At 63.4% G+C, this 8,310-nt stretch carries 13 protein-coding genes; 3 read left to right on the plus strand and 10 right to left on the minus strand.

The window, feature by feature from the left end; all coding sequences use genetic code 11:
* A partial coding sequence (locus tag P1U55_RS15190; RefSeq protein ID WP_301048477.1) for a S1 RNA-binding domain-containing protein occupies positions 1 to 444 on the plus strand: 444 nt, incomplete at its 5' end.
* A 54-nt stretch (positions 445 to 498) separates the two neighbouring features.
* Here the strand turns inward: P1U55_RS15190 and P1U55_RS15195 are convergent.
* The 10 genes from P1U55_RS15195 to P1U55_RS15240 all read right to left on the minus strand — a co-directional run bounded on the left by P1U55_RS15195 (position 499) and on the right by P1U55_RS15240 (position 7,418).
* Positions 499 to 942 (minus strand): hypothetical protein, encoded by a 444-nt coding sequence (locus P1U55_RS15195; protein WP_301048478.1) that lies wholly within the window; start codon positions 940 to 942, stop codon positions 499 to 501.
* Positions 943 to 1,034: 92 nt separating this feature from the next.
* Positions 1,035 to 1,787, minus strand: coding sequence for a metallophosphoesterase (locus P1U55_RS15200; RefSeq protein WP_301048479.1), 753 nt, complete (start codon positions 1,785 to 1,787; stop codon positions 1,035 to 1,037).
* Positions 1,788 to 1,793: 6 nt separating this feature from the next.
* The gene (locus P1U55_RS15205) at positions 1,794 to 2,456 is read right to left on the minus strand and encodes a hypothetical protein (protein WP_301048480.1); all 663 of its coding nucleotides are present in this window, start codon (positions 2,454 to 2,456) and stop codon (positions 1,794 to 1,796) included.
* A 34-nt stretch (positions 2,457 to 2,490) separates the two neighbouring features.
* On the minus strand, positions 2,491 to 3,105 hold the full coding sequence (locus P1U55_RS15210; RefSeq protein WP_301048481.1) for a hypothetical protein: 615 nt from the start codon (positions 3,103 to 3,105) through the stop codon (positions 2,491 to 2,493).
* A gap of 162 nt (positions 3,106 to 3,267) precedes the next feature.
* Positions 3,268 to 3,921, minus strand: coding sequence for a peroxiredoxin (locus tag P1U55_RS15215; protein WP_301048482.1), 654 nt, complete (start codon positions 3,919 to 3,921; stop codon positions 3,268 to 3,270).
* Positions 3,922 to 4,153: 232 nt separating this feature from the next.
* Entirely contained in the window at positions 4,154 to 4,801 is a 648-nt protein-coding gene (locus P1U55_RS15220) for a pseudouridine synthase (protein WP_301048491.1), read from the minus strand.
* On the minus strand, positions 4,801 to 5,169 hold the full coding sequence (locus tag P1U55_RS15225) for a GFA family protein (RefSeq protein ID WP_301048483.1): 369 nt from the start codon (positions 5,167 to 5,169) through the stop codon (positions 4,801 to 4,803). Before P1U55_RS15225 ends, P1U55_RS15220 begins: the two co-directional genes overlap by 1 nt.
* Complete coding sequence (locus P1U55_RS15230) at positions 5,166 to 5,792, minus strand: LysE family translocator (protein WP_301048484.1); 627 nt, start codon at positions 5,790 to 5,792, stop codon at positions 5,166 to 5,168. The genes P1U55_RS15225 and P1U55_RS15230 overlap by 4 nt, the downstream gene beginning before the upstream one ends.
* Complete coding sequence (locus P1U55_RS15235) at positions 5,789 to 6,256, minus strand: GAF domain-containing protein (RefSeq protein ID WP_301048486.1); 468 nt, start codon at positions 6,254 to 6,256, stop codon at positions 5,789 to 5,791. Before P1U55_RS15235 ends, P1U55_RS15230 begins: the two co-directional genes overlap by 4 nt.
* A gap of 1 nt (position 6,257) precedes the next feature.
* Positions 6,258 to 7,418, minus strand: coding sequence for an acetyl-CoA C-acyltransferase (locus P1U55_RS15240; protein ID WP_301048487.1), 1,161 nt, complete (start codon positions 7,416 to 7,418; stop codon positions 6,258 to 6,260).
* Between the two features lie 93 nt (positions 7,419 to 7,511).
* Between P1U55_RS15240 and P1U55_RS15245 the strand changes: the two genes are divergently transcribed.
* Together P1U55_RS15245 and P1U55_RS15250 are read left to right on the plus strand one after the other, a co-directional pair.
* Positions 7,512 to 7,856 carry an STAS domain-containing protein gene (locus P1U55_RS15245; protein ID WP_301048488.1) on the plus strand — a complete coding sequence of 115 codons (345 nt, stop codon included), beginning with the start codon at positions 7,512 to 7,514 and terminating at the stop codon, positions 7,854 to 7,856.
* Positions 7,857 to 7,978: 122 nt separating this feature from the next.
* Positions 7,979 to 8,310 (plus strand): ATP-binding protein (locus P1U55_RS15250; RefSeq protein WP_301048490.1); only part of this gene is annotated, 332 nt, incomplete at its 3' end.

The raw sequence follows: 8,310 nt of genomic DNA on the forward strand, positions 1-8,310 counted from the left end.
CCCACCGACAAGATCCGTGAAGTGATCGGCTCGGGCGGCAAGGTGATCCGCGAGATCGTTGAAGTGTCGGGTGCCAAGGTCGATATCAACGACGAAGGCATCATCAAGATCGCCTCGCCCAACAGCGAGTGCATCGAGAAGGCCCGCGACATGATCCACGGCATCGTTGCCGAGCCTGAAGAAGGCAAGATCTACAACGGCAAGGTCGTGAAGATCGTCGATTTCGGCGCTTTCGTGAACTTTTTTGGCAAGCGTGACGGTCTTGTCCACGTTAGCCAGATCGCCAACCAACGCCTGAACCACCCCAGCGACCAGCTGAAGGAAGGCCAGGACGTGAAGGTCAAGCTCTTGGGCTTTGATGATCGCGGCAAGGTGCGCCTGTCGATGAAAGTCGTCGATCAGGAAACCGGCGAAGAAATCAAGAAGGAAGAGAACGCCGACTAAGGCGCCTCATCCTCCAAAAATGCAAAAGGGCCCGCAGTTTCCCACGGGCCCTTTTCATGGGCGGCACAGCGGCACGCCAAACCCCGCCAGTTCTGCCCCCGTCATCTCATACCAGCCTTCGGTGCGCGCACGCCCTTCGCGCAGATACCAGCGGCGCAGGCGCGGCGGGTATTGGCGGGCCACAACGGCTGACCAGTAATCAAAGTCCTGCGGCGAAAGCGGGCTGCCAAAATGCGTGGGGCCGTGAAAGCCAAAGCGCGTGTCGCCGTTCACACAGGTTTGGCTGAGGCCAAGGTAAAGCGTGCAGGCCGAAAGGCAGAGCGTGCCGGTGATCTCAACGCGCCGCGCGGTGCCCCGCAGCCGGGTTATTTCAAGCAGCCGATCCGAAATCACGCCGCCTCTGTCACCCTCCACCCGGTAGCGCCCGCCGCCCATATGCACAGCCTCCGCCCCCGCCGGGGAGGCCAGGACAAGTGCTGTCAGAACTGTTCGTACCAAGCCGCCCATCGCCGCCTCACCCCGGTGTCCGGTGAGCCTCGCGCATCAGGGTAAAGCCTGCGTTGCCAGCGCCAATGAATAAACCGCGTGTTTTAAACGGATATGAAACGTGGCGCTTGCCCCGCCTCCAGCACCACCGCGCTTAAGCGGCCCGTAGCATAGGCCCCGGTATCAATGCCTATCCGCCCCGGCCCCACTTCCAGCGTGTCGACCACGGTGTGCCCGTAAACCACCCAAAGCCCGTCTTGCCGCGGCGTGGTGAGAAAACCCGCATGCCCCCAGGTGACAGCGCGTTGCTGCACGCCAATCGGGCGCGCCGGGTCCGCACCGGCATGGGTGATGGCCACATTGCCGCTTTGCAGGCTGCGGGGCAGGGCGGCGATCCAATCCCACAGCCCCTCGTCGCGCAGCGCTGCGCCAAGGGCTGCGCGCGCGGCCTCTGCGGCTTCGCCCCCCTCTTCGCTCAGGCCGCGCCCCAGCCCAAAGCTCGCCAGCGTTTGCAGCCCGCCATAGCGCAGCCAGCCCGGATAGCCACGGGTGACCCAATCCAGCATCATCTCTTCATGGTTGCCGATCAGGCAGGTTGCGGCCCCGGCTTCCTGCATCGCCTTTATCCGCCGCAACACAGCAGCCGAATCTTCCCCCCGGTCCACATAGTCCCCCAGCGTGACGATATGCGCCCCGGCGGCTTGCTCGGCGATCCGGAGGAGCAAGGCGTCCAGCTTGGCGGCGCAGCCATGCACATCGCCAATCACACAAAGCGGGGCGTCAGGTGCGGGGGGCGCGCCCGTGAAAGTAGCAGCGGGCGCATTCCGGCCCAGCAATCTGGAGAGGAAGCCGGTCATCAGCGGTCAGCGGCTGAGCACCCGGCAGCTTTCAGAGCGCACCAACTGGCGTGACTCTTTCAACCTGGACCCCTTGCCCGGCCCGGCAGTGACCTTGCTTTGCGCGGTCGACTTGAAGGTGCTGACCTCGCAATTCTTGCCCTGGATCACGATGCGCATCTCAAGCGCGGCATCAGTGCGCTGTTTTGATCCCTTCGAGGTGGTGAGATCGCGGGCCATCTTGCGGCTGAGGGTCAGGCTGGTTTTCTTCAGCGCGTAGCTCGACCGGGCATCAATCCGCGATTTGTAATCCACCTTCGGCCCATCCGGCACGCGCAGCTTGGTGCCATCGTTACAGCGCTCAGTGCGGCTCTTGGCGCTATAGGTGCAGGTCTTCACGCTGTGGCTGTTGCGCCCTTCAAAAACAATCGCCGAGGCCGAGCCATCCGCCCCTTGCAGATCCCCAACCCTGAAGGTCTTGCAGTTGGATTTTGCGGTTTCCAAAAACAGCAGCGGCCCAAGGGTCTTGATCACATACTCGGTGGTGCAGGTGCTGCGCTTGCCGCCAATCCCGCCAGAGCGGGTTTGTTTTTCGGTGAAGGCCACGCGCAGGTTAAGCTCGGCCATGGCGGCGCTGGCGGGCAGCAAGGCCACGGCGGCGGCAGCGATCAAGTGGCGCAAAATCGGCATATCAGGGCCCTTCCGGCAAGGTGGTGGAGCAGGGTCAGTTGCAATAGGTGCGACCGTTGTAGGTTACACATTTCTTGCTGCTGCCGCCACTGCTCGGCTTCTTTTTGGTGCTGGGGGTTTTGGCAACCCGCACTTTGCAATCGCCCCGGCTGTCGAGATATTGCCCCGCCGGGCAGGTTTTAAGCTTGCAGGTGCCATCCACCTTTTCCTCGCGCACCGAGCAGATCAGCGGGCAGGTGCCTTCCGGCATTTCCTGCAACAGCGCGAGCAGGGTGAGCGATGGCTCAATGCCATAAACCGTGGGCACCGCGCCGCGCAGCCGCTCCATCGCCTCGTCAGAGCGGCGGCCCCAGTCTCCGTCCTCGGGGCCGGCATCGCATCCAAGGCGGTTCAGCTCTTTTTGCAACGAAAGGGTCAGCTCCTGCTGTTCTTCCTCGTCGACCGGCAGAAAAACAGTGCCCGGCACCGCCACCTCAACGGCAACCTCGCCCGCCTCATCCACGTTGGAGTGCACGCTGTCGCCAACCAGCCCAGAGGTATCCAGGCCCGTCTCTTCAGCGGGGGCCACCACGATCGGCTCAGCCTCCCCCGACTCCTGCGCAAAAAGCGGGGTGTGGCTTGCCAGGGCAAGCCCGAGAGCAATGGTCATTCCGGCGCAAAACGGCCGTAACCTCTTGGTCATATATTCGCTACGCCCTGCGCGATGGCCCGAAATTTGGCCGGGCGCACCTTTCTTCTGGGGAGCCTAGCAAAAAAGCCCCGCTGCATCCAACGGGGCTTTCTCACATCTGCGGTATGTTGCCTGAGAGACTCAGCCAGGGTTCTTGGCGAAGCGCAGGTAAGGCAGCTTCTTGTCGAGCGCGCCGTATTTTTCTTCGGCGGCCGCGTCATCCAGCGAGAGGGCAACGATCACGTCTTGCCCGGTTTCCCAGTTGGCAGGGGTGGCCAGCGGCTGCTCATAGGTGCGCTGAAGGCCGTCGAGGGCGCGCAGCACCTCGGCAAAGTTCCGGCCAACCGACATGGGGTAGGTCATCATCAGCTGCACCTTCTTGTTGGGTGCAACAATGAAAACCGAGCGCACGGTGGCACTGTCGGCGGGGGTGCGGCCATCGGGCATGTAGGCCTCGGCGGGCAGCATATCAAAGGCTTTCGAGAAGCTCAGATCGGTGTCAGCCACAATCGGGAAGCCCGCCTTGGCACCGCCAAAGCTCTCAATGTCGCCCTTCCATTTCACGTGCTCATCGGCGCTGTCCACGGAAACGCCAAGCACCTTGGTGCCGCGCTTTTCCCATTCGTCGGCAAGCTGCGCCACGGCCCCAAACTCGGTGGTGCAGACGGGGGTAAAGTCTTTCGGGTGTGAAAAGATCACCGCCCAGCTATCGCCAATCCAGTCATGCAGGGTCAACTCGCCGAGGTCAGTCGGGAAGGTGAGGTTGGGGACGGTATCGTTGATGCGCAGGGCCATGTGATTTCTCCTTGGCGTTGGTTTCGCAGAATAGATACTGCCCCGGCGCAGAATTGAAAGGGGGTGCGGCAATAGACGTACCCGCGTTATCCCTTTTGACCTCCCCTCACGCCCCAAGGGAGCGCGCGCCATCAAAGCCGCGCCGCCTGCATAAACGCTGGGCGATCAGGGCGTCGCGCGTGGAGCCAATGAGCGCAAGCATCCAAAGCGTGACGCCCCTTTACCTTGTCGCCTAAAACGGCACCTTCGCCTTGAAGCTCACGCCCTTGCCGCCATCCGGATGCAGCACCCGCAGGCTTTCGGCGTGCAGCATCAGGCGCGGAAAGTCGCGCGCCGCCCCTTCGGCATAAAACGGATCGCCAAGGATCGGGTGGCCAATCGCCAGCATATGCACCCTCAACTGGTGCGAGCGCCCGGTTTCCGGCATCAGCCGCACCCGGCTTTCGCCTTTGCCCACCCGCAGCCGCTTCCACCGTGTGACGGCGGCTTTGCCGGTGTCATGGCACACCATCTGGCGCGGGCGGTTGGGCCAATCCACGATCAGCGGCAGGTCCACCACCCCCGTTGTCTCGGTCATCTCGCCCCACACCCGCGCCACATAGGCTTTCTTGGTGCGCCGATGCTCAAATTGCAGGCCAAGGTGGCGCTGGGCGTGGGGTGTCAGGCCAAAAACCATCACGCCGCTGGTGTCCCGGTCCAGCCGATGCACCAGCAGCGCTTCGGGAAAGGCCGCCTGCACCCGCGCAATCAGGCAATCCGCCAGATGTTCCCCCTTGCCGGGGACTGAAAGCAGCCCCGCAGGCTTGTTGACGGCCAGCAACTCATGATCGTGGTGCAGCACGTCGAGCGGTGTGTCTGGCGGGTTGTAACTGTCGCTGATCATGGCTTTTGCTCCACCCCGTCGGCGATGTCGTAATAGTCGCCCTTTTCGGCGGTGAAGATATGTTTTTCCAGCCGCAGCCCGGTTGGCTCCTCCAGCGCGCCAAGGGCAAAGCTCATGGTGTCTTCCCCATGCGCCGCCCAAAACAGGAAGGACCCGCAGGTTGGGCAAAAGCCCCGCTTGGCGGTTTGCGAGGCCTCATACCAGCGCGGCTCTCCGGTGATCTTGAGAGCGCTGCGCGGCACATAGGCCGAAGCCCACACATGCCCTGATTGTTTGCGGCACTGGCGGCAATGGCACACCGAAGGCCCTTCGGGCGGTACCATAACCTCAAAGCGCACCGCGCCGCACAGGCAGGCCCCTTTCATCGCACCCGCCCTCCCAGCACCGCGCTCGCGCCCAGCGCCAGCCCGTAGCCCACGAACAGCCCCGCCATGCCGCGCCCGAACCAGCGGTTAAACACCGCGCCCAGCGCCGCCTTGCCCAGCCCCGCGCCAATGGCGGTATAGGTAATGTAAGAGCAGGCGGTCAGGGTGAGCGCAGTTGGCATGATCGCGGCCATCTGGCTCCAGATCGGCACATCGGGCTGGATGAATTGGGTAAAGGCGGCAAGGTATCCGGCAAGGCTTTTGGCGTTCACCGTGGCGATCACCAGCGCGCGGCCATAAACCGACTTGGCCGAAACCTCGCGCGGTGATGCCACCTTGCCCGCCCGCCGCCAGGCCCGCAGCCCCAGCCAGATCAACACCGCCGCGCCCGCCAATTTGAGCCAAAAGAACAGCCCCGGCGCGGCCACGATCAGCGCCGCCATCCCCGCCGCCGACATTAGTAAAAAGGCCGTCGCCTGGGTGAGAATCGCCGCCACACCCCAAAGCGCCGTGCGAAACGGCAGCGCCATCCCGTTCTGGATGCAGTTCACCGCGTTGGGGCCGGGCGTGGTAACAAACACCGCCCAAAACGCCGCAAACACCAGCCACCCCTGAAAGCTCACCGCCGATGCCCGCCCTGGCCAAACACATCGCGCAGGATCGCGCCCAGCGCCTCGCCGTCTGCGGCGGTGAAGGCGGCGGGCTGGTTGCTGTCGATATCCAGCACCCCGATCACCTGCCCCGATGCGCCCTGCACCGGCAGCACAATCTCCGAGCGGGTTGAGGCGGCGCAGGCGATATGGCCGGGGAACGCCTCTACATCTTCAACGATCTGCACCTCCCCGGTCTCTGCCGCCGTGCCGCACACGCCCTTGCCAAACGGGATCACAAGGCAGCCGTGGCCGCCCTGATAGGGGCCGATCTTCAGCACGCGCGGCGTGGTAACGCGGTAAAACCCGGTCCAGTCAAACCGCGCGTCACTGTGGTGAATTTCGCAGGCCAGCGTGGCCATCAGCGCCACCTCGTCGGTTTCACCCTCCGTGAGCGCGGCGATGGTTTTGGCAAGGTCCGCGTAGTCGACGGCCACCTCAAACCCGCTCGATTGCTATGGCCGTTCCTTCGCCGCCGCCAATGCAAATCGCCGCGATCCCGCGCTTAAGGTCGCGCTTTTCCAGTGCGTTGAGCAGGGTCACGATGATCCGGGCGCCAGAGGCCCCAATCGGGTGGCCCAGAGCGCAGGCACCGCCGTTCACGTTGATCTTTTCGCGCGGCACGCCGATTTCATGCATGAAGGCCATCGGCACCACCGCGAAGGCTTCGTTGACCTCCCACAAGTCAACATCGTCGGCGCTCCAACCCAGCCGCTCCATCAGCTTACGGGCGGCTGGCACCGGGGCCGTGGGGAAAAGGGCCGGAGCCTGTGCGTGGCTGGCGTGACCAAGAATGCGCGCTCTCAGCGGCAGGCCGGAGTCTTCACGCGCCAGCACCAGAGCCGCCGCGCCATCGCTGATCGACGATGAGTTTGCCGCCGTCACCGTGCCGCCTTCGCGAAAGGCCGGGCGAAGCTGCGGGATCTTTTCGGGCCGTGCGTTGCCCGGCTGCTCATCCTCGCTCACCACCGTTTCGCCCTTGCGGCCCTTGATGGTAACGGCAGAGATCTCGCCCTCGAACTGGCCGTTCTTCTGGGCCGCCAGCGCATTTTCGAGCGAGCCAAGCGCATAGGCATCTTGTGCTTCGCGGGTAAATTGGAAAGCCTCGGCGCAGTCCTCGGCAAAGGTGCCCATCAGGCGGCCCTTGTCATAGGCATCTTCCAGCCCGTCCAGAAACATCGAATCCTGCACCGCCCCATGCCCGATCCGCGCACCGCCGCGCATTTTGGGGAGCAGGTAGGGCGCATTCGTCATGCTCTCCATCCCGCCGGCCACCACCACATTGGCGCTGCCGCCGACGAGCGCATCAAAGCCCATCATCGCGGCCTTCATGCCCGAACCGCACATCTTGTTGAGCGTGGTGGCGGGCACATCTTCGCCCAATCCGGCGGCGAACCCCGCCTGCCGCGCCGGCGCCTGACCCTGCCCGGCGGGCAGAACACAGCCCATCAGCAGATCTTCAACGTTGCTTGCCCCTACGTTCTCCAGCGCCGCGCGAATGGCGGTGCCACCCAGCTCTGCGGCCTCTACACCACTGAAAACGCCCTGAAATCCGCCCATCGGTGTGCGTGCTGCACCTGCAATTCCCACGATCGCCATGCCATCCTCCTAGGTTAACCTGTGATACGCATACCGAATTGTAAGGTTTGCCGTCTAGCTTTGATGCATGTCACTGACTCAACGGAGCAGCCAATGAACCTTTCGGCCCAATTTACCGGCAAAACCCTTCTGATCACCGTGGGGGAGCCACGGATCGACGCGGCCATCGCGGTGGCGTTCAAGGAAGCCATGCGCGAGCACACGCTCGGCCACAACGGCCGTGTCCTGGTGGATATGAGCGCAGTAGATTTTCTCGACAGTTCCGGCCTTGGCGCGGTGGTCGGCGCGATGAAACAGCTTGAACCGGGCAGCAAGATGGAACTTGCCGGACTAACCCGCATGGTGAATAAGGTTTTTGAGCTTACACGCATGGGGACGGTCTTTGTGATCCACGCCAATGTTGCGGTGGCGCTCGCCGCCGATGAAAGCGCCGCCTGACCGGGCCTCGGCCAGCCCGCCTTCTCCTCTTCTCCCAACCGCTAAGGACGGAACCCGCCATAACCGCCCCAACCAACCTTTCCACCAGTCATGCCCTGCGCATCGTCATCGCCACCAATCCCATGGAGGTGCGGCGTGCGCTTGAGCGGGTGGTGGGGGATCTTTCCCCAATCATCCTGCCGCCAGAGGCGAGCGGCAGTGTTGAACTGGTTTTGGCCGAGGTGCTCAACAATGTTGTCGAGCACGGTTATCCGGATGAGGCGAACGGCGTCATCGAGCTTTCGATTCTGCAAAATCCGGATGGGCTGCACTGCACCGTTTTCGATGATGGCATGCCAATGCCTGATCTTACGCCCCCCAAGGGCCATGAGGCGCGTGTGGACGTCCCGCTTGATGCGCTGCCGGAAGGTGGCTTTGGCTGGTTCCTGATCCGCGAACTCAGCCGCGATCTGCG

The organism is Vannielia sp. (assembly GCF_029212645.1).
Lineage (GTDB): Bacteria > Pseudomonadota > Alphaproteobacteria > Rhodobacterales > Rhodobacteraceae > Vannielia.